The organism is Methylopila sp. Yamaguchi, from assembly GCF_002897035.1.
In the GTDB taxonomy this organism is placed as follows: Bacteria; Pseudomonadota; Alphaproteobacteria; order Rhizobiales; family Methylopilaceae; genus Methylopila.
Genome location: NZ_BAUX01000009.1, coordinates 151,784 through 174,712, shown reverse-complemented (window position 1 = coordinate 174,712; position 22,929 = coordinate 151,784). Strand labels below are relative to the sequence as shown.

Genomic DNA, 22,929 nt, shown 5'->3' with positions numbered 1-22,929 from the left:
CGAAGGACCCTGACGATGGCTGCGCGCGCCGCGGCGGCGCTCGCCGCAGGCCTTCTCGGAGCGACCCTTCTTTCTGGCGCGGGCCGGGCCGCCGACGCGCCCCTCACGCCTGTCGCCTACGCCGCGCTGGACGGCTGGGCCGCCGACGACCACCTCGCCGCGTTCGACGCCTTTCTTCTCTCGTGCCGCGCGATCATCGATCGTCTGCCGCCGTTGCGCCCGGCGCTGCCGCCGTCGCAGGCGTTGCAGGCCACCTGCCGCGCGGCGCTCGACGCGCCTGTCGAGGACGACGCGGCCGCCCGCCGCTTCTTCGAGGAGCGCTTCACGCCGATGCGGGCGGGGCGCGGGATCCTTACCGGCTATTACGAGCCCGAGGTCGATGGCCGGGCGGCGCCCGACGCGATCTACGACACGCCGCTGCTCGCGCGCCCCGACGACCTGGTCGACCTCGCGGACGGGGCGGCGCGCCCCGAGGGCGTGCCGGACGCGCTGACGGCGGCGCGCAAGACAGCCGAGGGCCACGCGCCCTACCCGACGCGCGCCGAGATCGAGGACGGCGCGCTGGGCGCGCGGGCGAAGCCGCTGGTCTGGCTGACGCGGATCGACGCCTTCTTCGTGCACGTGCAAGGCTCGACCCGCGTCCGCCTGGCCGACGGACGGATCGTCCGCATCGCCTATGATGGCCGCAACGGGCGTCCGTTCACGCCGATCGGGCGCCTGCTGGTCCAGCGCGGCGAGATGGCGAAGGACGTCGCCTCGATGCAGGCCCTGCGGGCCTGGCTCGGCGCGCGTCCTGCGGAGGGACGTGCGATCATGCGCGAGAACGCGTCCTACATCTTCTTCCGCATCGACGAGAGCCTGACGCCCGATGACGGTCCACGGGGGGCGCAGGCCGTCCCGCTCAAGGCTGGGCGAAGCCTTGCGGTGGACCGGACGCGCTGGTCCTACGGCCTGCCCGTCTGGATCGAGGGGCGGTTGCCGAGCACGGTGGGCGGCGCCGCGCTCAAGCGTCTCGTCATAGCGCAGGACACCGGCTCCGCCATTCTGGGACAAGCGCGCGGCGATTATTTCGCCGGCTCAGGAGACGAAGCCGGGAAGGTCGCGGGCGGCATGCGCGAGCAGACGGACTTCGTGGTGCTGCTGCCGAAGGCCGACGCCGCCGCGCTACGGGAAGCAGGATCGCGGCCGTGACCGGTCGCCGCAAACGAACGCTCTCATCGACGGAACGCGAACTCTGGAGCAAGGTCGTCGAAAGCGTGACGCCGCTCGGCCCCCGCAAGCCGGAGGAGCCCCAGGCCGCGCCTCCGCCCGTCGAGCCGCCGCCTCCGGGACCGCCGCCGCCGCCGGGCAAGATGCCGAAGCGCGCGAAGGCGCCGCCGCCGGCTCCCCTTCCCAAGCCCCAGATCCCGGCCCCGCCGCCGCTGGCGCCGCTCGAGCCGAAGCTGCGTCGGCGGATCTCGCGGGGGGTCGTCGCGGTCGACGCCCGCATCGATCTTCACGGCCTCCGGCAGGAGGAGGCCCACCGACGGCTGGGCGCGTTCCTCGCAGCCGCCCAGGCCTCGGGCTTTAAGGTCGTTCTTGTTATCACCGGAAAAGGTCGGCCGGGCCCGGCCGAAGGCGACCTGTTCGGGCCCGAGCGCGGGGTGCTACGTCGGTCCGTGCCGATCTGGCTGTCCTCGCCCGCCGCGCGCGGGCTGGTGGTGGGCTTCGAGACTGCGCAGATCCATCATGGCGGCTCGGGCGCGCTCTATGTGCGCATCCGGCGCGGCGGCGTCTGGCGCTGAAACTTGTCGTCGTGCCGGCTGTGATGCTGTAATTCGACGAAAGTCTCATACGACCAGCGGGGCGGCGATGGACTCCGAGAGATTGCCGAATACGGATCCCGTCATCCGCACGATCGCCATGCCGGCGGACACCAACCCCGCCGGCGACATCTTCGGAGGCTGGCTGATGGCGCAGATGGACCTCGCCGCCGGCAACGTCGCCGCCCGCATCGCGCGCGGACGATGCGCGACGATCGCCGTCGACCAGATGACCTTCCTCAGCCCGGTGCTCGTGGGCGACGAGGTCAGCTTCTACGGGACGGTGGTGAAGCGCGGCCGGACGTCGATCCGCATTCGCATCGAAGCCTGGCGCCGCAAACGCGACGAGGACGAGATGCGCCGCGTGACGGAGGCGACCTTCACCTTCGTGGCGATCGACGAGGACCGCAAGCCGCGACCGCTCCCCGAGTGAGTTGAGGTAAAGGTCTTGACGCTCTGAGCGTGCTTCGAGACGGGCCTTCGGCCCTCCTCAGCATGAGGAGGTCTGCGGCGCGCACCTCATGCTGAGGAGCCTCGACGAAGTCGAGGCGTCTCGAAGCACGCGGGCGGGTTCAGTTCGCTTACGCCGCTTCCTTATGGGCGATTTCGGCGATGCGGACGATGTCGGCCATGATCTTGGTGAGGTCGAAGTTCTTCGGGGTGTAGACCTCGGCCACGCCCATCGCCTTGAGCTGAAGCTCGTCCTCGGGCGGAATGATGCCGCCGACGATCAGCGGCACGTCGTCGAGGCCCACCTTCCGCATGCGCTCGATCACGTCGCGCACCAGGGGCACGTGGGAGCCGGAGAGGATCGACAGCCCGACCACGTGGACGCCCTCTTCGAGCGCGGCGTTGACGATTTCGGACGGCGTCAGTCGGATGCCCTCGTAGACGACCTCGAAGCCGCAGTCGCGGGCGCGGACGGCGATCTGCTCCGCCCCATTCGAGTGCCCATCGAGGCCGGGCTTGCCCACGAGCAGCTTCAGCCGGCGGCCCAGGCGGCCCGAGGCGGCCTCGACCTGGGCGCGCACCTCTTCGATCTCGGCGCCGCCGGCATCCGCGCGCACGGCGCGGCCGACGCCCGTCGGAGCCCGGAACTCGCCGAAGATGTCGCGCAGGGTCTGGCCCCACTCGCCGGTGGTGACGCCCGCTTTCGCGGCGGCGATCGACGGCTCCATGATGTTGCGGTCCTCCTTCGCGGCGGCGGCGACCTCGGCGAGCGCCGCCTCGACGGCCTTGGCGTCGCGCTGCGCGCGCCAGGCCTCGAGGCGCTCGATCGCCTCCTGGCCGACGCTTTCGGGCACCACCTGGATCGAGCCGGCGCCGGTCGACAGCGGCGAAGGCTCCGTCTCCTTCCAGCGGTTCACGCCGACGACCACCTGCTCGCCGCTCTCGATCGCCGCGAGGCGACGGGCGTTCGACTCCACCAGCCGGCCCTTCATGTAGCCCGACTGCACGGCGGCGATCGCCCCGCCCATCTCGTCGATGCGCGCAAGCTCGGCGCGGGCTTCGTCCTTCAGGGCCTCGACCTTGGCGTTCATCACCTCGGAGCCGTTGAAAATGTCGGCGTATTCGAGGATGTCGGTCTCATAGGCCAGGATCTGCTGGGCGCGCAGCGACCACTGCTGGTCCCACGGCCGCGGCAGGCCCAGCGCCTCGTTCCAAGCCGGTAACTGGACGGCGCGGGCGCGGGCGTCCTTCGACAGCGTGACGGCCAGCGTCTGGATCAGGATGCGGTAGACGTTGTTCTCGGGTTGCGGCTCGGTCAGACCGAGCGAGTTGACCTGCACGCCGTAGCGGAAGCGGCGGCTCTTGGCGTCGGTGACGCCGTAGCGGTCGCGGGTGATCTCGTCCCACAGGTCGACGAAGGCGCGCATCTTCGCGATCTCGGTGATGAACTTCATCCCGGCGTTCACGAAGAACGAGATGCGCTGCACGGTCTGGGCGAACACCTCCTCGCTCGGGTTGGTCGCCTTGACCTCGTCGAGCACCGCGATCCCGGTCGCGAGCGCGTAGGCGAGCTCCTGCACCGGCGTCGCGCCGGCTTCCTGCAGGTGGTAGGAGCAGACGTTCATCGGGTTCCACTTCGGCATCGCCGCCGTGGTGAAGGTGATGACGTCGCGGATCAGCCGAAGCGAGGGCGCCGGCGGAAACACGTAGGTCCCGCGCGACAGGTACTCCTTGATGATGTCGTTCTGCGTCGTGCCGTTCAGGGCGGCGCGGTCGGCGCCCTGCTCCTCGGCCTGCGCGACGTAGAGCGCGAGCAGCCAGGCCGCCGTCGCGTTGATCGTCATCGAGGTGTTCATCTGGGCGAGCGGGATGCCGTCGAACAGCGCCCGCATGTCGCCGAGATGGGAGACCGGAACGCCGACCTTGCCGACCTCGCCGCGCGAGAGGATGTGGTCGGGGTCGTAGCCGGTCTGGGTCGGCAGGTCGAAGGCGACGGAGAGGCCGGTCTGGCCCTTGGCGAGGTTGGACTTGTAGAGCCGATTGGACTCTGCGGGCGTGGAATGGCCCGCGTAGGTCCGGATCAGCCAGGGTTTGTCCGCCATGAATATCGCTCCGCCGACCGCTCGCCGCAGACATGCGCCGCGGGGCTCAGGTTTAGCGTCCGCGTGCTGCGCCGCAATGAGGCGTTGGTTGGAGAGGCGGGGACCGCGTCATGTCATCCCGCCGGAACGGAGAGCCTGGATTGTCGCGGGGTCTCGATGAGACGGCCGGCGATCCCGGATCGGCGCGCGGCGCCGTCCGGGATGACTGCCCTGAACGCCGTCAGACTTACGCCCTCCGGAACAGTCCGATGATCAGCAGCAGCACGATCGCGCCGATGGTCGAGCCGATGATCGCGCCCAGCACGCCGCCGCCGGTGGAGACGCCGAGCTGGCCGAGGAGCCAGGTGCCGATGACGGCGCCGATGATGCCGACGATGATGTTGCCGATGATGCCGAAGCCGTAGCCACGGACGATCTGGCCGGCGAGCCAGCCCGCGATCGCGCCGATCAACAGCACGGCGAGAATTCCAAATCCTGCGAACGGTTCCATAGCGTCTACGTCCTTCGACTTAGAAGGCGGGACCGTTCCCGCCGATTGCGTCTTTAGACATGGAGCGCAGTCGGCGAACGACCATATCGCATCGCAACATGAGGCCAACGTCGCATTGCGCGCTTTCGACCCGACGTCATATTGCCGCTCGGACCCGGATACTGACGAAAGCTTTCGCCATGGCCGCAACGACCGAGCGTAAAGATCTCTACGAGTTGGGCGAGATGCCTCCGCTCGGCCATGTGCCGGCGAACATGCACGCCTGGGTCGTCCGTAAGGAGCGGCACGGGCCGCCCGAGAGCGCGATGCAGCTCGAGGTGGTGCCCACCTGGGACATCGGCGACGACGAGGTGCTCGTCTACGTCATGGCCGCGGGCGTGAACTACAATCAGGTCTGGGCCTCGCTGGGCGAGCCGATCTCGCCGATCGACGTGCACAAGAACCCGATCCACATCGGCGGCTCCGACGCCTCCGGCATTGTGTGGGCCGTCGGCCGCAAGGTGAAGCGCTGGCAGGTCGGCGACGAGGTCATCGTCCACTGCAACAGGGACGACGGCGACGACGAGGAGTGCAACGGCGGCGATCCGATGTTCTCGCCCTCGCAGCGCATCTGGGGCTACGAGACGCCGGACGGCTCGTTCGCGCAGTTCTGCCGCGTTCAGTCGCGTCAGCTGATGCAGCGGCCGAAGCATCTGACCTGGGAGGAGGCGTCCTGCTACACGCTGACGCTCGCCACCGCCTACCGCATGCTGTTCGGCCATCCTCCGCACGCGCTGAAGCCCTCGGACAATGTCCTGGTGTGGGGCGCCTCGGGCGGCCTCGGCGTGTTCGCGGTCCAGCTGATCGCGGCGTCGGGCGGCAACGCGATCGGCGTGATCTCGGACGAGTCGAAGCGCGACTACGTCATGAGCCTCGGCGCGAAGGGCGTGATCAACCGCAAGGACTTCGATTGCTGGGGCCAGATGCCCAAGGTCAACAGCCCCGAATACAATACGTGGGTGAAGTCGGCCCGTGCGTTCGGCAAGGCGATCTGGGAGATCACCGGCAAGGGCGTCGACGTCGACATGGTGTTCGAGCACCCTGGCGAGGCGACCTTCCCCGTCTCCTGCCTCGTGGTGAAGCGCGGCGGCATGGTGGTGTTCTGCGCCGGCACGTCCGGCTTCAACATCACCTTCGACGCCCGTTACGTCTGGATGCGGCAGAAGCGCATCCAGGGCTCGCACTTCGCCCACCTGAAGCAAGCGTCGGCCGCGAACAAGTTCGTCATCGACCGTCGCGTCGACCCCTGCATGTCGGAGGTGTTCACCTTCGCCGACATCCCGAAGGCCCACACCAAGATGTGGAAGAACCAGCATGCGCCCGGCAACATGGCCGTGCTGGTCAATGCGCCTCGCGCCGGCCTGCGCACGGTCGAGGACGTGGCCGAGGCGGACGCGATCCCGGCTGTCTCCGCCGACGCTGCGGCCGCCGCATGAGCGCTTGATCGGCGGTCCGATCAAAGGCAGTCGAAGAGCGCCGGGGGTCACCCGGCGCTCTTGTCATGTTCCGACCCCCGCTCATAGAAGGAAAGCGGCCGCCATGCAGCAGTACGTCCGGGCCAAGCTCCACGGCATTCGCGTGACGGGCGCGGACCTGAACTATCACGGCTCCATCACCATCGACGCCGAGCTGTGCCGCGAGGCGGGGCTGGAGCCGCTCGAGTTCGTCGAGATCTGGAACAAGATGTCCGGCGCGCGGATCTCGACCTATGTGCTCTACGGCGTTCCTGGCTCGCGGTGCTGCATCCTGAACGGCGCGGCCGCGCGTACCTGCCAGGTGGGCGATGAAGTCATCGTCGCCTCGTCCGAGTGGGGCTCGGCCGACGACGTGATGGCCCGCCGGCCGAAAGTGCTGACCTTCAAGTCCGGCAACCAGATCGACGAGCGCATCGTGTATCGCGTCTTTCGGAACCCGGCGGGCGAGCTCGACATGGCGATCGAGACCGACGCGGGCGCGCCGCTGGACGTGCGCGACTTGGTAGGGTGAGCGGCGCGTCGGCGCGCGACCCTCACCCCAGCCGCGTCATCTCCACGATCGTCCGCCTGAGAGCCGCTAGCTCCGTAACCGGCAGCGAGCAGCGCTGGCCAGCGCAGACGAAGGCGGCGGCGCCGTCGACACGGCCCACTCGAGCGGGGTGATCGGCCGGCAAAGCCTCGAGCGTCGCCACCCGGCGGACGACGCGTTCCCAGGCCGGCGCCGAAAGCGCCTCAACGTGAAGCGCGTCCGCCGCCGCGCCGCCTCCGACGACGACGACCGAGGCCAGCCGCATCCGGCCGTCGAGCACGTTCAACAGTCCGCCATGGCCGATGACGTTCGAGGCCATCAGACCCATCAAAGCGGCGAGTTCGCCATCGAGCCGCGTCAGCCGCCGATCGTCCGCGTCGAAGGCGGCGAGCCTGAGCTCCGCAGCGAGGATCAATGCGGTGCCGCTCGGAAGCGCCTCGTCGGTCAGCGCCTCGGGGCGCACCACCAGCCGGTGGGCATCGTCGGCGTCCAGGGCGAAGCCGGGACCGTGCGGATTGCGGTGGTGCGCGTCCGCCGCCCCGAGCCAGCTCGCCGCATGGTCACGGTAGGCCTGCTCGCCTGTCGCGCCAGCGAGCGCGAGAGCGGCGAGCGCCATCGCGCCGTAGTCCGTGGCGAATCCCGGATAAATCAGCCGGCCGCCGCGGAAGGCATGGCCCAGGCGATCGCCTCTCGTCATCTCGCGGGCGATGAAGGCGAAGGCCCGCTCAGCCAGCGCCAGGGCGTCGGGTCGGCCGAGCAGAGCGGCCGTGTCGGCCAGCGCCGCGATCATGAGCCCGTTCCAATCCGCGAGAACCTTGTCGTCGCGACCGGGCCGGACCCGCGCGTCTCGCGCCGCGCGCAACCGCGCGCTGACTTCAGTCAGCCGGGTCTCATCGATCGCGGCCCGCTCGTCGAGACGGTTCGGGATCGAAACCCCCTCCCAGTTTCCGCCGTCCGCAATATCGAACGCGTCGGCCGCAAAGGCCGCCTCGTCCGGGCCAAGGATGCCTTCGAGTTCCGAGCGCCGCCAGACGTAGAACCGCCCCTCGACGCCCTCTGTGTCGGCGTCGAGGCTCGCGGCGAAGGCGCCTTCTTCCGTGATCATCTCGTGCGCCAACCAGTCGATGATCCCATGCGCCGCGGCGGTGAGCCGCTCGTCCCCGGTCTCCCGCCCAACACTCGCAAGAAGGGGCAGCAGCTGGGCGTTGTCGTAAAGCATCTTCTCGAAGTGCGGTGCGAGCCAGCGGGCGTCGGTCGAATAGCGCGCGAAACCGCCCCCGAGATGATCGTGGATCCCGCCCTTCGTCATCTGCCGCAACGTCAGCTCGGCGGGCGCCGCCAAAGCGGCGTCGCCCGTGCGACGGGCGCTGCGGAGCAGGCCTTCGAGCACTCCAGTCTGGGGAAACTTCGGCGCGCCGTGGAAACCCCCGTTAACGGGATCGTAGATCCGCACTACGCGCTGGGCGACCTCGTCGAGTTGCGCCGGGCCGAAATCGCCCGCAGGGGCCGCCGCCGGCTTCAGCTTCGCCGCGATGCCGGCGACGTTCTGCGACACCCGGTCCGGGTCCTCGCGGTAGACCGTCGCAATCGTCCGCACGACGTCGGGAAAGCCGGGCCGGCCATAGGCCGCCTGTTTGGGGAAGTAGGTGCCGCCCCAGAACGGGTCGCCATCCGGCGTCAGGAACATGGTCAGCGGCCAACCGCCCTGCTGACCAAGCGCGTGCAGGGCGGACATGTAGATCTGATCCACGTCCGGCCGCTCCTCGCGGTCGACCTTGATCGCGACCACATGCTCGTTCATCACCGCGGCCACCGCTTCGTCCTCGAAGCTCTCGTGCGCCATCACGTGGCACCAATGGCAGGCGGCGTAGCCGATCGACAGCAGCACCGGCCGGTTGGACCGCTTTGCTTCCGCGAACGCCTCGGGGCCCCACTCCCACCAGTGGACGGGATTGTCCGCGTGCTGGAGAAGATAGGGGCTCGCTGAGGCGGAGAGGCGATTTGTCATCAGGTTTCCAGGCGTCGGGAAGGCGCTCGTCGAGTCATCAACCTAGGGCTCTTGCCGAGCGCGACACCATCGCGGCTGTCTCCACCGCGCCGGGACGCGCGGCGATCGCCGTGCTCCGGATGTCCGGACCTGCGGCGGGGCTTGCGCTGGACCGCATCGCGGGCGGGCGGCCGGCGCCGCGCGTCGCCGCGTTCCGGGCCTTGCGCCATCCCGGAACCGGCGAGCTGCTCGATCGCGGGCTGGCGCTGTGGTTTCCCGGCCCCGCCAGCGCCACCGGCGAGGACGCCGCGGAGCTGCACCTGCACGGCGGCCGCGCGGTGGTCGCGGCCGTGCTGGAGGCGACGCTGGCGGTGGACGGCGTACGTATTGCGGAGCCGGGCGAGTTCACGCGCCGCGCGTTTCTCGCCGGCAAGCTCGACCTCGCCGAGACCGAGGGTCTCGCGGACCTGATCGACGCTGAGACCCAGGGCCAGCGCCGGCAGGCCATCCGCCAGAGCGAGGGCGCGCTTTCCGCGATCGTCGACGGCTGGCGCGACCGGCTGATTGCGGCCATGGCGCTGGTGGAGGCCGGTATCGATTTCTCGGACGAGGACGACGTGCCGGCGGCTGCGCGCGTGCAGGCACGGGGCGAGATCGCGGCCCTTGCGCACGACCTCGACGCCGCGCTGGCCGACACCCGCGCCGAACGGCTGCGCGAGGGCTTCAGGATCGCCATCGTCGGCGCGCCCAACGCCGGCAAGTCATCGTTGCTCAACGCGCTCGCGCGGCGCGAGGCCGCGATCGTGACCGACATTCCCGGTACGACGCGGGACGTTGTCGAGGTCCATCTCGATCTCGACGGATACCCCGTAATCCTCGCCGACACCGCCGGTCTGCGCGCCACGGACGACCTGGTGGAGCGGGAGGGCGTGCGCCGCGCGACCGCGCGGGCCGCGGACGCGGAGCTCGTTCTGTGGATGCGGGAGTCCGCCTCCCCCGACGAGATGCTCGCCCCATCGACAGGGGGCGCGCTGTGGACGATCGCCAGTAAGGCCGACCTGACGTCCGCCGCGCCTGAATGGGCGGATTGGTCGATCTCGACCCACACCGGCGCCGGCCTCGACGATCTGGTCGCGGCCTTAGGCGCCGCCGCGCGGGACGGTCTTGGCGGCGACCACGTGGGGCTCACCCGCGCACGCCATCGCGACGCCATCCAGGCGGCGGGGGTCGAGATGCGCGTGGCGCTCGATCATTGGGAGACGCTGCCCGACGAGTTTCTTGCGGAGCGCCTGCGCCGCGCGGCGACGGAGCTTGGGCGTGTCGCAGGCCGGGTCGGCGTCGAGGACGTGCTCGACCGCCTGTTCGCGAGCTTCTGCATCGGCAAATAAGCCTTGGGCGTGGGCCAATGTTTCACGTGAAACATTGGCCGTCGTTGCCGCCGCGGCCCCGGGGGGCTATGGGTCAGGCTTATCAGTCTCAAGCTCAGGATTGCGGGACATGCGGACGTCCTTCGACGTCATCGTGGTAGGCGGCGGTCATGCGGGCTGCGAAGCGGCGGCGGCGTCCGCGCGCACGGGCGCGGCGACCGCGCTGGTGACCCATCGCGCCGATACGATCGGCGCCATGTCGTGCAACCCGGCCATCGGCGGCCTCGGCAAGGGCCATCTCGTCCGCGAGATCGACGCGCTCGACGGGTTGATGGGCCTCGTGGCCGACGCCGGCGGCATCCAGTTCCGGGTGCTGAACCGGCGCAAGGGACCCGCCGTCCGCGGCCCGCGCGCGCAGGCTGACCGCAAGCTCTACGCCGCCGCCATGCAGGCCGCGCTCACGGCGCAGCCGAACCTCACTCTCTTCGAGGCCGAAGTCGACGACCTGATTATCGAGAATGGTCGCGTCGCGGGCGTCGTTACGGGCGACGGCCGGCGGATCGCCGCCGGCGCGGTGGTGCTGACGACGGGCACTTTTCTCCGTGGCTTGATCCACATAGGCGAACGCACGATCCCCGCAGGCCGCGTCGGCGAGGCGCCGGCGCTTGGGCTGTCGAAGCGGCTCGCCGCAGCCGGGCTCGCGCTGGGCCGGCTGAAGACGGGCACCCCTCCCCGGCTGGATGGCCGGACCATCGATTTCGCGGCGCTCGAGGAGCAGCCGGGCGACGCCCCGCCCGAGCCGTTCTCTACGCTGACGGCGGCGATCACCACGCCGCAGACCGTCTGCCACATCACCCGCACCACGGCCGAGACCCACGCGATCATCCGGGCCAACATCGCGCGCTCGCCGATGTACTCCGGCCAGATCGAGAGCCGCGGCCCGCGCTATTGCCCCTCGATCGAGGACAAGGTGGTGCGCTTCGGCGATCGCGAGAGCCACCAGATCTTCCTGGAGCCCGAGGGGCTCGACGATCCGACGGTTTACCCCAACGGCATTTCCACCTCGCTGCCCGAGGACGTACAGCTGGCGCTGGTGCGTTCGATCCCGGGGCTGGAGCGCGTCGAGATCCTGCGGCCGGGCTATGCGATCGAGTACGACCATGTCGATCCGCGCGAGCTCGATCCGACGCTGGAGGCGAAGCGGCTTCCGGGCCTCTATCTCGCGGGTCAGATCAACGGCACGACGGGCTACGAGGAAGCGGCGGCCCAAGGGCTGCTCGCAGGGCTCAACGCGGCGCGGGTCGTCGGGGGATCGGCTGGCGCGACCTTCGACAGGTCCGAGGCCTATCTCGGGGTGATGGTCGACGACCTCGTCACCCGCGGCGTGACCGAGCCCTACCGGATGTTCACCTCGCGCGCTGAGTACCGCCTGAGCCTGCGGGCTGACAACGCCGACCTGCGGCTGACCCGGCGCGGCGAGGCGCTGGGCTGCGTGAGCCCCGCGCGCTCCCGCGCGTTCGCCGCGAAGGCGGACGCCCTCGCAGCCGCGGAGGCGCTAGCCCGCGGGCTCACCGTCACCCCGACGGAGGCCGCCCGTCATGGCGTGCATGTAAACCACGACGGCCGCCGCCGCTCCGCCTTCGAGCTGCTGTCGCTTCCCGATGTCGGACGGGAGGAGCTGGTTCGGCTCTGGCCGGAGATAGCGGGCGTGGACGTTGCGACCTTCGCCCAGCTTGAGATCGAGGCGTCCTACGCCGTCTACCTCGACCGGCAGGAGGTCGACATCCGGCGCTTCCGCGCCGAGGAGCAAGCGGCCATACCGGTCGATATCGACTATGCCGCTCTCCCCGGCCTGTCGGCGGAGCTGCGCGACAAGCTCCTGGCGGTCGCTCCCAGAACGCTGGGCCAGGCGGGACGCATCGAGGGCATGACGCCGGCGGCCCTGACGTTGATCGCGGCGCGCGCCCGCCGGGCGGCATGACGGCGCAGTTGCAGAGACTTTCCCCGCCCGCCGCGGACGCTTTCCGACCGGAGTCTCTCCATGCCCCCCGTTGACGCCCACATTCGCGCCGCGGACCGGGCGAAGGCCCAAACGCTTGTCGATGTTTCACGTGAAACATGGGCTCGGCTGGGGCAGCTCGTTTCGATGCTCGACCGGTGGCAGGGCACGATGAACCTGGTCGCGCCCACCACCCTCGCGGAGGCGTGGACGCGGCATGTGGCGGACAGCGCGCAGCTCGTCGCGCTAGCGCCAAAGGACGCCAGACTATGGGTCGATCTCGGCTCCGGCGCAGGGTTTCCCGGCCTCGTTGCGGCCGCCCTTCTGGCGGGTAAGGCTCATGTCCATCTCGTCGAAAGCAATCTGAAGAAGGCGGCGTTCCTGCGCGAAACGGCGCGCGCCATGGGCGTCTCTGTCACGGTTCATGCGGTTCGGGCGGAGGCGGTGCTCGGGTCCGTGGTCTCACGGGCCGATGTCGTCAGCGCCCGGGCGCTGGCCCCGCTGAGCGACCTTCTCACGCTGGCGGCGCCGCTGTTGAAAAGCGGCGCGATCGGACTGTTTCCCAAGGGAGAGAAGGCGGAGCTTGAATTGACCCAGGCCTCGGAATCCTGGAAAGTTAAGGCATCGTTTCACCCGAGCCGAACCGACCCCGCCGCGCGCATCGTGCGCGTCGAGGGTCTTCAGGAGCTCCGGTCGAACGCCTAGAGCCACGCGCGTTCGACGCCGGAGCCGCCAGATGTTGTCCTCGCATTTCCCTGCCGGCGCGCCTCGCGTGCTGACGCTCGCCAATCAGAAGGGCGGGGTCGGCAAGACGACGACGGCGATCAACCTCGGCACCGCGCTCGCCGCCATCGGCGAAAGCGTTCTGATCGTCGATCTCGATCCGCAGGGCAACGCCTCCACCGGGCTCGGGATCGATCACCGCGCACGGCGGCTGTCGACCTATGACGTGCTCGTCGGCGAAGCGACGCTGGCGGAAACCATCCACGAGACCGCCGTCCCGCGGCTGCACCTGGCGCCCTCCACGATGGACCTGCTGGGCGTCGAGTTGGAGATCGCTTCCGAGCGCGACCGCGCCTTCCGGCTGCGCGACGCGGTGCGTGCGCTGCACGACGGCGCGACGGCGGACCGGCGCTACACCTATGTGCTGGTCGACTGCCCGCCCTCGCTGAACCTGCTCACGATCAACGCCATGACCGCGGCCAACGCGATCGTGGTGCCGCTGCAGTGCGAGTTCTTCGCGCTCGAGGGCCTCAGCCAGCTGCTGAAGACCGTGGAGCAGGTGCGCGGCTCACTGAACCCGAACCTGTCGATCCACGGCGTGGTGCTGACCATGTTCGACCCGCGCAACAACCTCTCCGGCCAGGTGGTGGCGGACGTGCGCCAGTTCATGGGCGACAAGGTCTACGAGACGATGATCCCGCGGAACGTACGCGTCTCCGAGGCGCCGTCCCACGGCAAGCCGGTGCTGCTGTACGACCTGAAGTGCAATGGCTCGCAGGCCTATCTGCGCCTCGCCTCCGAGGTGATCCAGCGCGAACGCACGCTGCGCGCGGCCTGACGGGACCTTTGAAAGGATGAGCATGGCGGACGAGCCCTCCCGGTCGCGCTTGGGGCGCGGCCTCGCGGCGCTGATCGGCGACGTCGCCGACGAAGGCGCGGTGGTCGAGCGGTCCCGCGGCCAGCGCCGCGCGCCCATCGCGCATCTCAGGCCGAACCCCGCGAACCCGCGCCGTCATTTCAACGAGGCCGAACTCGACGATCTCGCGGCTTCGGTGCGCGAGAAAGGCGTGCTGCAGCCGATCCTCGTGCGGCGCGCTGCGGGCGGAACGGAGCAGTTCGAGATCATCGCGGGCGAACGGCGCTGGCGCGCGGCGCAGCGGGCCGGCGTTCATGATGCGCCCATCGTCATCCTCGACGTCACCGAACGCGAGGCGCTTGAGATCGCGATCGTCGAGAACGTCCAGCGCGCGGACCTCAACGCGATCGACGAGGCCGTCGGCTACGAGCAGCTGATGACGCAGTTCTCCTACCGGCAGGAGGATCTCGCTCGCGTTATCGGCAAGAGCCGAAGCCACATCGCGAACACGCTGCGGCTGACGAAGCTGCCCGACAGCGTGAAGGCCCATGTGCTGAACGGCGCGCTCACCGCCGGCCACGCCCGCGCCCTGCTCGCGCTCGACGACCCCTCTTCCGCCGCAGAAAAGGCCGTGGCGAAAGGCTTGTCGGTGCGCGAGGTCGAGGCTATGGCCCGCGCGCCAGAGACCAAGTCGGTCGACGGCGCCCGCCGTGCAAAGCCTGAGAAGGACGCCGACGTGCGCGCGCTTGAGGAGGCTCTCTCCGAGGCGCTGGGCCTCGCGGTGACGCTGAAGCCGAAAGGCCAGGGCGGCGAGCTCGTCATCCGCTACGCCGACCTCGAGCAGCTCGACATGGTGGCTGCGCGGCTGAAGGGGTGAAAACGGGCGGCGCCCACGCCGTCAGTGTCCGGCTTGACCGCACCATCCACACCTCGCGTCCGGCTGGATGGTTGCGGTCGGTCTTCCGGTCAGCCCAGAGGACGACGGATCGTTGGGCCCTAGGATGAACCCCCGGAGGGGCTAAAAATCGGACGCAGGCCCCCGCAGCCTAATAGAAGCCCGCTGGCGGCCGGCGCGCTCCGGACGTCCAATCACTCCGGCCGCATCCGAAAACGCCGCCAGTGACTCTCCTATTAGGTCGAGCATGCCGCAATCTTTTGCAACCCAAGCGCGAAATGATGCTCAGCGGGCGCGGCGAGCCGCTTCGATCGCGATGGCGAGCAGCGCGCGTTCGGCGACCGCCTCCCCAACGCCGCCCGCCTTGCGCCCGGTCGCGACCGCTTCGGCGAGCTTCGCCACGATTTCGGTAAGCCGTACCCCGCTCCAGGCGCCGAGCGCGCGCTCGACAGAATCCTTGCGGCGGAAGTGGAAGAGGAAGCCGTTCGCCTCCATCACGGCGCGCGCGCTGCGGCCGACGTCGACGTCGCCGCGAAGGCGATGCAGCGTGATGGCGTGGCGCAGCGCCGCGCCGACGACGACGGACGCCGGCGTTCCGCTGGAACGCAAGGATCGGAGGGCTGCGGCCGCCTCCCCGGCTTTGCCGGCAAACGCCGCATCGACCGCGACGTCCATGCCGACGTCGCCGGCGTCGGCGATCACGGCCGTGACGTCGTCGACGTCGATGCGGCCGCGGCCATGGGCGTAGAGGCAGAGCTTCTGCACCTCGCCGCGGGCGGCGAGCCGGTCCGGCCCGAGCGACGCGCTCAGCAGCGCCCGGGCGTCCGGCGTGATCGAAAGGCCGGACAGGCGGGTCTCCTCGTCGATCAGGCGATCGCGCGCGCCGGCCTCGTCGGGGTAGCAGGGCAACGCGGCAGCGCGGGGGCTCTTCTCGCACAGCGTCCGCAAGGGGGCGTTCTTCTTGAGGTCGCCCGCCTCGATGACGGTGAGCGACTCCGGCGCCGGCCCGCCGAGCAAAGCCTCAACCGCGGTCACGATCGCCCTCCCCCCGACCTTCACGCGGATCGCGCGCTGGCCGCCGAACAGCGCGATCGTGCGCGCCTCGTCCGCAAGCCGGCCCGGATCGGACGCGAGCTCGTCGCCGTCGAGGCGGACCAAGCCGAACGGGTCATCGGAGCCTTCGAGCACGCGAGCGGCCAGACGCTCGGCACGCTCGGCCACAAGCCCGGAATCGGGGCCGTAGATGAGCACGGCGAACACGTCCGCAGGAGGCTTTGCGAGGAAGGCGTCGACGCCCGAGGCTTTTATGGCGACCATCCCGGAGTTGTCGCGGGACGCGCGTGCCGGGTCAACGTCGATCGGGCGGACGCGGGCCTTCTTGTCCGGCTCAAGTCCGGACAAGAGCCGCGCTTAGTACGGCACGGTCCGCGCGGGCGCGCTCCCGGTCGTCAGCGGCTCGGTCTCCGCCGTCTGGGCCGGCGCCATCTCCGGCTCGCGGAAGTCCACGACCACGCCGGGCGCGACCAGGTGCGCCAGTTCGTCGGCGTCCCAGTTGGTCAGGCGCACGCAGCCGTGGCTGTTGGTTTTGTCGATGCGCGAGGGCTCGGGCGTGCCGTGCAGGCCGTAGGTGGGCTTGTCCAAGCCGATCCAGACCGCGCCGACGGGCGCGTTCGGCCCGGGCGGCAAACGCAGAGCCTTGGTGTTGTTGCCCTGCTGGAAGTTGACCTTGGGCCGATACCAGTACTCGGGATTGATCGCGATCGCCTTCACGGCATGGATGCCGGTTGGCGACGGCAGATCGGCGCTGCCGATGGTGGCGGGATAGGCCACGACGATCTTGCCGGAGGCGTCGAAGCCGAAAAGCTGCTTGCGGCCTTTGTCGGCGACGATGCTCGCGACCTTCACGGTCTGCTTGCGGCCGGGGTTCGCCACCATGATCTCCGTGCCAGCCGCGAAGAAGTCGACGTCGGGGTTTAGCCGGCGAAGAAAGTTCTCGTCCATGTGGAAACGCTCAGCGAGCATCTCGACCGGGTCGCGATAGAACGAGCCCGGCAGAAGGGCCTGCTCGGCGTAGTCGTCCGGCATCACCGGCACGAAGGGCCCGGCGATGTCCTTGTCGGTGATGACGTAGGGGACCAGCACGGGTTCGGCCGAGGTCGCCTCGAGCTTCGCCCAGAGCTCGGCGTCCATCACCCCGTCGATGGGATGGCCGACCATCATCTCAAAGGCCGCGATCGCCTTGGCGACGTTGCCGCCGTTGATGCCGTCGATGACGCCCGGGGAGGCGTGCGCGCGGTCGAGCAGCACTTGCAGCTTGATCATCCGCGGATCGGAGTGCTGGCCCCTCGGGTAGGGATCGCTGGTGAACACGGCGTCGTTCGCCAGCGCGATCAGGAGATCGACGGGGTAGCCGTCGATCGGCGTCGCGGCGGAGCGGGGAGCGGCCGGGCGGGACGCACGAGGCGCTGGCGGGACCGTGGGAGCGGACGGCTCCGCGACGGGAGCATGAGCCGTAAGCGGCGGCTCGGACGCAGAGTTTTGCGCGATCATGCCGGCGATCGCATCGCGCTCCGTCGCCTGCGCGGCGGTCGCCGCGAGCGCGAGGGCGAGAACGGTCGCCGCCTTGAGCGAGGTGTGAGCCACGGGGCCCTCTCTTCGTAAGTCGCCGGACATGCCGACGCCTCGTCACGATCCTCGGTTAGGGTAAACAAACCGTCGCCTTTTATGGCCGGAGCATAACGATCATGCGATCGAAGCGACGTAACTAAACCTTCTGTTAGGCATAAGGGAGCGGCTGACAGATCTGTATCCCGAAGAACGAATCAAGACGCGCCGGTAAATCGCGATTCGTTCACCGAGAACGAATCGGCGACTTCAGAGATCTTCCTGATTCGTTCGACCCTGTGCGGGAGCACTGTGCTGATGGAAAGGTTTGATTAACCATAAAAGCCAAAACCGGGGGCGAGGCCGCTTGGCCTTCAGTCTCGGGCGATCGTCTGCGGCGACACTGCGGAGTGGAACAGTCCGCGCCGAGGGCGCGGGGGCCGTCGACGAAGGGGGCCGCGTCATGGATTGGATCGGCAACGCCGTCGGCCGGCGGCTGGTGAGCTATCTCACTGAGGAGATCCGGGATCGGCCCGAGATCGCCTACGATCCGGCCCGCCTGCGCGAGACGCTGGAGGTCGGCGACGTGATCCTGATCGCCGGCCGCAGCCGCGTCGCAGGCGTGATCCGCCGCATGACCTCCTCGGTGTGGTCGCACGCCGTGCTCTACGTCGGCGACATGCTCGACGTCTACGCGCCGGACGGCGAGCGTCACACTCTGGTGGAGATGGAGCTCGGGATCGGGTGCGCCTCGGCGCCGCTGTCGAAATACGCGACGGAGCATATCCGCATCTGCCGCCCTTTCGATCTCGACCTATGTGAACGCGAGCAGGTCGCGCGGTTCTGCATCCTGCGGCTCGGCTACGAGTATGACGTCAAGAACGTGCTCGACCTGCTGCGCTACTGCACGCCGATCCCGCTGGTGTCGGCGCGCCTGCGCCGGCGGATGCTCTCGCTGGGTTCGGGCCTGCCGACGCGCGCGATCTGTTCGTCCCTGATCGCCCGCGCCTTCGAGCGGGTGCGCTACCCCATCCTGCCGCGGGTTGAGACCATCGCCGACCACGGGGAACGGCGTGAGATCCTGCACATCCGCCATGACTCGCTCTACATGCCGCGCGACTTCGACATCTCGCCCTACTTCGAGATCGTGAAGCCGGCTCTGGTCCGCGGCTTCGACTACCGCAAGGTGGAGTGGGCCGAACGGCGCGTCCGCGCGCGGGACGCCCGCTCGCAGCCGGCGGAGTGAGGCGTCAGCCTTCCCACACCTCACCGGGACGCAACGCCCGGAAGCGCTCCGCGGGAATGCTCCGCTCCGCGAGCGCCACAGCCAAGGCCTCGGCGGGGGCTTCGATCGCCTCGGAGGTCAGCTGGAACGTCCCCCAGTGGCAGCCGACGGCGTTTTCGGCGCCGACGAGGCCCATAATCTCGACCGCTTCTGCCGCGTCGGCGTGCTGGTCCTTCATGAACCACCGCGGCTCATAGGCGCCGATCGGCAGGATCGCGAGCTTGAACGGCCCATGGGCGGCGCGAATCGCCGAGAAGATGTTGCGCGGCCCGAGCGCGGTGTCGCCCGCGGCGTAGAGCTTGCCGGCTCCGCCCGCATCGATCGCGAAGCCGCACCACAGGGCCTTGCGTCGGTCGAACACGCCTCGCGCCGACCAGTGGTAGGCCGGCACGAGGTTGACGACCACCGTCTCTGAGAGCGGGACCCGGGCGCCCCAGTCGTAGGCCTCGCGGCGGATCGCCGGGTCATGCCCCTTGAGGATCGCGTCGTTGCCGAGAGGCACGATCACCCGCGGCCGGTCGCGCGCGGCGAGCCGCGAGAGCGTGTCGAGGTCGAGATGGTCATAATGGTTGTGGGTGATCAGCACCGCGTCGATCTTGGGCAGCGCGTCGAAGGCGATCCCCGGTGGGTTCACCCGCTTCGGCCCGGCGAAGGAGACCGGCGAGCACCGCTCCGACCAGACCGGATCGATCAGGATGTTCAACCCCTGCGTCTGGATCAGGTGCGAGGCGTGTCCGACGAGGGTGACGCGGAGCCGGTCGCCGTCGACCTTGGCCGGCGGTCGCTCATCGAACGGGCTCGGGAAGCTCTCAGGCCATTTCGCCTTGTCCGCGAACCAGACGCCGCGCAGCGCCTCGCCGAACGACTTCGACCACTGGTGATCGGGGTTGAAGAAGCGGACGCCGTCGAAATGGTCGGTCGGCGCGCCCGCGTAGTAGGGGTTCTTGTCCCGCACGGACGCCAGCCAGGACCAGCCGCCGGCCGCGGCGCTCGCCGCAAGCAGAGCGCCGAGCCTGATCACGCCGCGGCGCGTCACGGACGGGCCGCCTCGGCGAGCGCGCGTTTTGAACGCGTCACGGCGAGCTCCAGCGCCTGAAGGAAGTTGGAACGGTCCCGCGCAGCGAAGGGGCGGGGGCCGCCGGTGATCTGGCCGATCTCGCGGAGGTGGCTCATCAACTCGCGGGTCGCGAGCGCCGAGCCGATCGAGCTCTCGGTGAAGGGCTTCCCGGTCGTGCCGATCGCGGCTGCGCCCTTGGCGAGGCAGCGGGCGGCGAGCGGAATGTCCGCCGTCACCACAATGTCGTGCGCGACGCAGTGCTCCGCGATCCAATCGTCGGCGACGTCCGGGCCTTCGGGAACGACCTGGAGCCGGACGAAAGCCTCCCGCGGCGTGACCATGAAGCGGTTCGCGACCACGGTGACGTCCAGCCCGTGCCGGGCGGCGACCTTATAGATTTCGTCTTTGACCGGGCAGGCGTCGGCGTCGATGAAAATGGCGGGACGCGGGTGGCTCTCTGGCGACGTCATCGCCGTTGAGGTACCACGGCGCGAGCCCGCGCGGGAGAGCCGCGCCTTCTCCCTCGCGCAAGGCTGAACCGCTCCCGTGCATCCCCTCGCCGGCCGGACCGTGCTGCAGATCCTGCCCGCGCTGGAGGCCGGCGGCGTCGAGCGCACGGCCGTCGACGTCGCGCGGGCCCTCGTCGCCGTCGGCGCCCGAGCGGTGGTCGCGAGCGAAGGCGGCCGGGGGGTCGCGGCGCTCGAGGCGGACGGCGCGCGCCACGTGGTCTTTCCCGCGGCCAGCAAGAACCCGCTGACGATGGCGGCGAACGTCGGACGACTCGCGCGGCTCGTACGCGCCGAGGGGGCCGACATCCTCCACGCCCGTTCCCGCGCCCCGGCCTGGAGCGCGCTCGGCGCGGCGCGGCTGGCCGGCGTTCCCTTCGTCACGACCGCGGCCGGCATCCACTCCGGAAAATCCGCCCCGAAGCGGTTCTACAATTCGGTGATGGCGCGCGGCGACCTGGTGATTGCGAACTCCGGCTTCACCGCGTCGCACATTGCCCGCCAGCATGGCGCGCCGAGGGGGCGGCTGGTGGTCATCCCGCGCGGCGTCGATCTCGCAGCCTTCGACCCGGCGGCGGTCGACCCCGCCCGCGTCGCCGCCCTACGCGCCGCCTGGGCGGTCCCCGAAGCGGCGAAAGTGGTTCTGCTCGCCGCCCGGCTCACGTCGTGGAAGGGGCAGTCGGTTCTGCTCGACGCCGCAGCAAGGCTCGGACGCGCGGACGTCGTGCTTGTTCTCGCCGGCGATGCGCAAGGGCGTGAGCGGTACCGCGATGGGCTTATCGCGCAGGCTGAGGCGCTCGGCCTCGCCGACCGCCTGCGTCTGCCCGGCCACGTCGCGGACGTGCCCGCTGCGCTCCTTGCGGCGGACGTCGCGGCCGTCCCTTCGACTGAGCCCGAGGCCTTCGGACGCGGCGCGACGGAGGCGCAGGCGATGGGCGTCCCGGTGGTCGCGTCCGCGCATGGCGCCGTGGCGGAGACTGTGCTCGCACCGCCGGCGGTTGCGGCCGACGCCCGCACGGGATGGCTGGTGGCGCCGGGAGACCCCGACGCGCTGGCTGCAGGTCTTACGGCGGCGCTCGGGCTCGCTCCGGACGATCGCGCGGCCCTCGCCTCCCGCGCCCGGGCGCACGTGGCGGCGCTTTATGGGCTTGAGGCGATGACGCGCGCGACGCTCGAGGCCTACGTTCGGCTGCTCCACGACGCCGGGCGTTGACTTCCCGGCCCTTTGTCACGATCTTTGGCCAGCCGTCGGCGACGCTCGCCGCTTTGGCGCGCGCCTCGTGTCAGAACACGGGGCTTTCCGCGTTGGAGCAGATGACGGCGCACCGCAATGTTTAGAGGAGATTGCAGCCATTCGTCGTCCCATGAGGCCAGTCGCGCCGGTTCAAAAAGACGGACCCCGCGTCAACAAGGAGATCCGCGTCCTCGAGGTTCAGCTCATCGACGCGAGCGGGCAGAATCTCGGCCCTACGAAGATCAATGACGCGCTCCAGGCCGCGGAGGACGCGGGGCTCGATCTCGTCGAGATCGCGCCGAACTCTGTTCCGCCTGTCTGCAAGCTGCTCGACTACGGCAAGTACAAGTACCAGTCGCAGAAGAAGGCCGCCGAGGCTCGCAAGAATCAGAAGATTGTCGAAGTCAAAGAGATCAAGATGCGCCCGAACATCGATGATCATGACTACGACGTGAAGATGAAGGCGATGCGCCGGTTCTTCGAGGAAGGCGACAAGGTCAAGGTGACGCTGCGGTTCCGCGGCCGTGAAATGGCGCATCAGGACCTCGGCCTGAAGCTGCTGGTCAAGGTGCGCGAGGAGGTTTCGCCGATCGCCAAGGTCGAGAGCGACCCTTCGCTCGAAGGCCGACAGATGACCATGGTGCTCGCGCCGCGCTGATCCCGCGCGGCGCCCCACCCGCGCCCAAGTCTTTCTGTGTCAGACGTTCAGCAAAGATGAACGGGCGCCGCTTCATGTGAACGGTGGTTGCGGAGCCGTGTCATCGGCTATAGTGCTTCGATCGGTCGCGGCAGAGGTCGCGGCGATGTGAGCAAGTCTGGAATGTCGATGCAGATGACAGCCGAAGCCGCGAGCGGAGCGGACGCTCGCGTGGGAGCTGCGTCCGAGATGACGCTGCTCATCGTGGATGACGACAAGTCCTTCGTGCAGCGGCTTGGCCGCGCCATGGAAGCCCGCGGCTACGCCGTCACGGTGGCGGAGAGCGTGCGCGAAGGTCTTGACGCCGTCGAACGCGCGCCCCCGGCTTTCGCGGTGGTCGACATGCGGCTCGGCGACGGGTCCGGCCTCGACGTCATCTCGGCGCTGAAGTCGCGACGGGCGGACGCGCGCGGCGTGGTGCTCACCGGCTACGGCAACATCGCGACGGCGGTCACCGCCGTGAAGATGGGCGCGGTCGACTATCTCGCGAAGCCCGCCGACGCCGACGAGATCCACAGCGCCCTGAGCGCCGGCGACCATAAGCCGGAACCGCCCGAGAACCCGATGTCGGCGGACCGGGTGCGTTGGGAGCACATCCAGCGGGTCTACGAGCTCTGCGGCCGGAACGTCTCCGAGACCGCGCGTCGCCTCAACATGCACCGCCGCACGCTCCAGCGGATCCTGGCCAAGCGCGCCCCGCGCTGAGGCGCGGCGGAACTAAATACGGCGTTTCGACACACCCCGTCATGGTCCGGCTTGACCGGACCATCCATATCGGACGGCGCGTTCGGGGCGGGCGATGGTCCTCCGGTCAAGCCGGAGGACGACGACG

Annotated in this window: 21 protein-coding genes; 14 read left to right on the top strand and 7 right to left on the bottom strand. The window is 69.5% G+C overall.

Features of this window, described 5'->3' with window-relative positions; translation table 11 throughout:
* Positions 1-15 precede the first annotated feature (15 nt).
* From mltA to METY_RS12475, 3 genes are all read left to right on the top strand, one after another.
* On the top strand, positions 16-1,191 hold the full coding sequence (gene mltA / locus METY_RS12485) for a murein transglycosylase A (protein ID WP_244593634.1): 1,176 nt from the start codon (positions 16-18) through the stop codon (positions 1,189-1,191).
* A complete protein-coding gene (locus tag METY_RS12480) occupies positions 1,188-1,784 on the top strand; it encodes a Smr/MutS family protein (RefSeq protein WP_103121713.1) in 597 nt (198 codons plus the stop codon). Before mltA ends, METY_RS12480 begins: the two co-directional genes overlap by 4 nt.
* A gap of 67 nt (positions 1,785-1,851) precedes the next feature.
* Positions 1,852-2,235, top strand: coding sequence for an acyl-CoA thioesterase (locus METY_RS12475; RefSeq protein ID WP_103121712.1), 384 nt, complete (start codon positions 1,852-1,854; stop codon positions 2,233-2,235).
* A gap of 148 nt (positions 2,236-2,383) precedes the next feature.
* Here the strand turns inward: METY_RS12475 and METY_RS12470 are convergent, their stop codons facing one another.
* Together METY_RS12470 and METY_RS12465 are read right to left on the bottom strand one after the other, a co-directional pair.
* On the bottom strand, positions 2,384-4,354 hold the full coding sequence (locus METY_RS12470) for a protein meaA (RefSeq protein WP_103121711.1): 1,971 nt from the start codon (positions 4,352-4,354) through the stop codon (positions 2,384-2,386).
* 226 nt (positions 4,355-4,580) lie between these two features.
* Entirely contained in the window at positions 4,581-4,844 is a 264-nt protein-coding gene (locus METY_RS12465; RefSeq protein ID WP_020187273.1) for a GlsB/YeaQ/YmgE family stress response membrane protein, read from the bottom strand.
* Between the two features lie 179 nt (positions 4,845-5,023).
* Between METY_RS12465 and ccrA the strand changes: the two genes are divergently transcribed.
* Together ccrA and panD are read left to right on the top strand one after the other, a co-directional pair.
* Positions 5,024-6,319 (top strand): crotonyl-CoA carboxylase/reductase, encoded by a 1,296-nt coding sequence (gene ccrA, locus METY_RS12460; protein ID WP_103121710.1) that lies wholly within the window; start codon positions 5,024-5,026, stop codon positions 6,317-6,319.
* 103 nt (positions 6,320-6,422) lie between these two features.
* Complete coding sequence (gene panD, locus METY_RS12455; RefSeq protein ID WP_103121709.1) at positions 6,423-6,869, top strand: aspartate 1-decarboxylase; 447 nt, start codon at positions 6,423-6,425, stop codon at positions 6,867-6,869.
* A gap of 22 nt (positions 6,870-6,891) precedes the next feature.
* Here panD and METY_RS12450 read toward each other — a convergent pair whose 3' ends face one another.
* Positions 6,892-8,895 carry a thioredoxin domain-containing protein gene (locus METY_RS12450; RefSeq protein ID WP_103121708.1) on the bottom strand — a complete coding sequence of 668 codons (2,004 nt, stop codon included), beginning with the start codon at positions 8,893-8,895 and terminating at the stop codon, positions 6,892-6,894.
* Between the two features lie 68 nt (positions 8,896-8,963).
* On the opposite strand from METY_RS12450, the gene mnmE reads away from it, so the two are divergent.
* The 5 genes from mnmE to METY_RS12425 all read left to right on the top strand — a co-directional run bounded on the left by mnmE (position 8,964) and on the right by METY_RS12425 (position 14,696).
* Positions 8,964-10,262, top strand: coding sequence for a tRNA uridine-5-carboxymethylaminomethyl(34) synthesis GTPase MnmE (gene mnmE / locus METY_RS12445; protein ID WP_255400923.1), 1,299 nt, complete (start codon positions 8,964-8,966; stop codon positions 10,260-10,262).
* A gap of 109 nt (positions 10,263-10,371) precedes the next feature.
* Positions 10,372-12,222, top strand: coding sequence for a tRNA uridine-5-carboxymethylaminomethyl(34) synthesis enzyme MnmG (mnmG, locus tag METY_RS12440; RefSeq protein WP_103121706.1), 1,851 nt, complete (start codon positions 10,372-10,374; stop codon positions 12,220-12,222).
* A 60-nt stretch (positions 12,223-12,282) separates the two neighbouring features.
* Positions 12,283-12,945, top strand: a complete 663-nt coding sequence (gene rsmG / locus METY_RS12435) for a 16S rRNA (guanine(527)-N(7))-methyltransferase RsmG (protein ID WP_255400918.1) — start codon at positions 12,283-12,285, stop codon at positions 12,943-12,945.
* 31 nt (positions 12,946-12,976) lie between these two features.
* Positions 12,977-13,801, top strand: a complete 825-nt coding sequence (locus METY_RS12430) for a ParA family protein (protein WP_103121705.1) — start codon at positions 12,977-12,979, stop codon at positions 13,799-13,801.
* Positions 13,802-13,823: 22 nt separating this feature from the next.
* Entirely contained in the window at positions 13,824-14,696 is an 873-nt protein-coding gene (locus METY_RS12425; protein ID WP_103121704.1) for a ParB/RepB/Spo0J family partition protein, read from the top strand.
* Positions 14,697-14,999: 303 nt separating this feature from the next.
* Here METY_RS12425 and holA read toward each other — a convergent pair whose 3' ends face one another.
* Both holA and METY_RS12415 read right to left on the bottom strand, forming a co-directional pair.
* Positions 15,000-16,031 carry a DNA polymerase III subunit delta gene (gene holA, locus METY_RS12420; protein ID WP_103121745.1) on the bottom strand — a complete coding sequence of 344 codons (1,032 nt, stop codon included), beginning with the start codon at positions 16,029-16,031 and terminating at the stop codon, positions 15,000-15,002.
* Between the two features lie 93 nt (positions 16,032-16,124).
* On the bottom strand, positions 16,125-17,357 hold the full coding sequence (locus tag METY_RS12415; protein ID WP_244593633.1) for a L,D-transpeptidase family protein: 1,233 nt from the start codon (positions 17,355-17,357) through the stop codon (positions 16,125-16,127).
* 424 nt (positions 17,358-17,781) lie between these two features.
* Here METY_RS12415 and METY_RS12410 point away from each other — a divergent pair, with 424 nt between their 5' ends.
* The gene (locus tag METY_RS12410; protein WP_103121702.1) at positions 17,782-18,564 is read left to right on the top strand and encodes a lipo-like protein; all 783 of its coding nucleotides are present in this window, start codon (positions 17,782-17,784) and stop codon (positions 18,562-18,564) included.
* A 4-nt stretch (positions 18,565-18,568) separates the two neighbouring features.
* On the opposite strand, the gene METY_RS12405 is transcribed toward METY_RS12410, so the two are convergent.
* Both METY_RS12405 and METY_RS12400 read right to left on the bottom strand, forming a co-directional pair.
* The gene (locus METY_RS12405; RefSeq protein ID WP_103121701.1) at positions 18,569-19,639 is read right to left on the bottom strand and encodes an MBL fold metallo-hydrolase; all 1,071 of its coding nucleotides are present in this window, start codon (positions 19,637-19,639) and stop codon (positions 18,569-18,571) included.
* On the bottom strand, positions 19,636-20,130 hold the full coding sequence (locus METY_RS12400; RefSeq protein ID WP_103121700.1) for a YaiI/YqxD family protein: 495 nt from the start codon (positions 20,128-20,130) through the stop codon (positions 19,636-19,638). Before METY_RS12400 ends, METY_RS12405 begins: the two co-directional genes overlap by 4 nt.
* Before the next feature lie 76 nt (positions 20,131-20,206).
* On the opposite strand from METY_RS12400, the gene METY_RS12395 reads away from it, so the two are divergent.
* From METY_RS12395 to METY_RS12385, 3 genes are all read left to right on the top strand, one after another.
* Complete coding sequence (locus tag METY_RS12395) at positions 20,207-21,379, top strand: glycosyltransferase family 4 protein (RefSeq protein WP_103121699.1); 1,173 nt, start codon at positions 20,207-20,209, stop codon at positions 21,377-21,379.
* Positions 21,380-21,518: 139 nt separating this feature from the next.
* On the top strand, positions 21,519-22,058 hold the full coding sequence (gene infC / locus METY_RS12390; protein WP_200819668.1) for a translation initiation factor IF-3: 540 nt from the start codon (positions 21,519-21,521) through the stop codon (positions 22,056-22,058).
* 174 nt (positions 22,059-22,232) lie between these two features.
* On the top strand, positions 22,233-22,802 hold the full coding sequence (locus METY_RS12385; RefSeq protein ID WP_146035717.1) for an ActR/PrrA/RegA family redox response regulator transcription factor: 570 nt from the start codon (positions 22,233-22,235) through the stop codon (positions 22,800-22,802).
* Positions 22,803-22,929 lie beyond the last annotated feature (127 nt).